This window comes from Synechococcus sp. RC10A2 (assembly GCF_047502605.1).
The window spans coordinates 1-2,210 of sequence record NZ_JANSHP010000112.1; the positions used below are offsets into that span (position 1 = coordinate 1).

The 2,210-nt window shown below is 56.1% G+C and carries 1 protein-coding gene and 1 pseudogene; one reads left to right on the forward strand and one right to left on the reverse strand.

What is annotated here, in order from left to right:
- Positions 1–601 (reverse strand): annotated as a pseudogene (locus NW848_RS15540) (peptidase M8); the annotation flags it as partial.
- A gap of 172 nt (positions 602–773) precedes the next feature.
- On the opposite strand from NW848_RS15540, the gene NW848_RS15545 reads away from it, so the two are divergent.
- The gene (locus NW848_RS15545) at positions 774–2,042 is read left to right on the forward strand and encodes a class I SAM-dependent methyltransferase (RefSeq protein WP_414403008.1); all 1,269 of its coding nucleotides are present in this window, start codon (positions 774–776) and stop codon (positions 2,040–2,042) included.
- Positions 2,043–2,210: the final 168 nt, after the last annotated feature.

Genomic DNA, 2,210 nt, shown 5'->3' on the forward strand with positions numbered 1-2,210 from the left:
GTGGAGGAGGTGAGGGCGTTGGCGTTGGTGTCGATGGATCTTCCGGTGGGGGGGGTGGTGTCGGCGATGGCGAGGCCGTTGGAGGACTTGTGGGGGGAACAAATCCTGGCCCTGGCAGTCTGGCTGCCTGTTCAGGCGTCAGGTTGAGGGGAGGTTGCAGCCGCAAAACGGTGTTGACAAAGGTGTTGATGCGGTTGGCGTCGCGGCTCTGCAAGGTGGCAACGGCAAACAAAATAGCCGCATCCCGAATGGTGCCTGGCGTGCCATCCCCATCGAAATCGGAGATGGCCACCGGATTGGGGTCGGCCGTGGTCACCTCAGCTAGGGTGAGGGGGGGCTGTAGCCTCAAGACGTTGTTGACAAAGCTGACAATCTGGCTGGGCTGGGTAATCCCGTTGGCTATGGCAAAGGCAATGGCGGCATCGCGGATGGTTACCGATTGCGGGTTGCCGTCGTAGTAGGCAGCAACGCCTCCTTCTGGGGCGGGCGATGAAGTCTCTGGGCGACTGAGGAGGCTGGGCCCGCTAGCTAGCCCACAAGCAGCCAGAATTCCAAGGAGAAAAGTTGCCATTAACCAAAACAGCCGCTTGCGGGGGCTCATCGAAGGATCCCTCTTCCCGACTCCCCTGAATTCTAGGTTAGGTAGTTACAAAACACCCCACCACTATACCATCCTCAGGCTTTTCTGGATTTGCCTCAGTCTTTTGCTTGCTGTGCAGTACGATAGGGTACGTGCTAAGAGTGTTGGGATACCTAAAAGCAGGGAGATCACCATGGAAAAGACCGCTGTGTCTAACCCCGTCCAGGCGCAGTTTGACGAGTTTCCCTACCCAAATGTGCCAATTGAGCAGACGGTTACCGACAACTTTGCTTTGTTTGCCAACAGCATCACGACGGCCAGGTACCTAAGGGATCGCAAGGTGGTATCCCCGGAAGGCAAGGTGATCCTCAATGCCGGCTGCGGCTCCGGTTGGGAAACCTTAGTTGTGGCAACAGCCAACCCCGGCGCCCGCTATGTGGGAGTAGATATTTCCCCAGAGTCTATCAAGATAGCGGAGCAGCGTTTCAAGTTCCACAAGATCGAGAACGCCCGCTTTTACGTTATGGACATTACCGACATGAGCGCGCTGGGGGAGGAGTTTGATTTTATTGCCTGCAACGACGTTCTCTACCTCCTGGACGACCCAGTTGCCGGTTTGAAAGGCATGCGGCAGGTGCTCAAGCCCGATGGGATCATCCGCACCAATGTTCACAGCCTTTACCAGCGTCAGTTTATCTTCAACATGCAGGAGGCCATGGAGCTGCTGGGGGTGATGGATGAGCCGGCAGCTAAAGCGGTGCCCCTGCTACGAGAGGTGATGGAAGCGCTCACCGACGCCAGCTTTGTGAAGAGCCACTGGAACGGCGATGCCATCAAAACCACAGCGGGGATCCTGGCCAACTTCCTGCTGCGCAGCGACAAGGGCTTTACGGTGCCGCAGGTGTTTGAGATGTTGAGGCAGGCCGGCCTCGAGTTTATTAGCATGGTGAATTGGCAGCAGTGGAAGTTGGAGAGGGTCTTGACCAAGCCGGTGCCCTACTCGATGCGGCAACTCAATAAGTTAAGCGAGGAGCAAAAGCTTCACTTCATCGAGCTGATTTTCCCCAACATGACCCGCTTGATCGATTTTTGGTGCGGGCACCCCGGCATTCCCAAGGCTGAGCCGTTTACGAACGACGAATGGTGGAACGGCACCGTACAAGCCCACCCCCTTCTGGTGAAGTTGGATGCCAAGCAGGCTTTTCTCAACGCCATTCGGGACAACGGGCCTGTCAACATCAACGGCTGGCCGGGAGCTGAGGGGAACATTACCATCGATCCTTTCTCGGTGCGCTGGCTGGTGGATGTCTTCGGCCCTTTGCCGGTGCCGGTGCAATCGCTGGTTCACAAAACCATGGAGATCATGGACTGGACCCAGGAAGAAGCGTTTAGTCAAGTGTTGGCCAACCTGAAGTTTTTGGAAGAACGCCTGGTCATTCTGCTGGATTCCCCACTTCGCTAGGCAAGTGCAAAGCCAGGACTTACGAAAGCCCCCCTGATTCATACATGGGGGCCTTTTTGGTTGACATACCCCCCGCCCTAAAGGACGGGGATTCTTTCTCAGCCAGCAGAATTGCTGATACATTTACGCTGAACACTGCTGAACATCACTGTTCAACTATGCAGCGAT

Coding starts and splice junctions, on each gene's coding strand:
- NW848_RS15545 (WP_414403008.1), top strand. CDS start 774: ATGGAAAAGACCGCTGTGTCTAACCCCGTCCAGGCGCAGTTTGACGAG.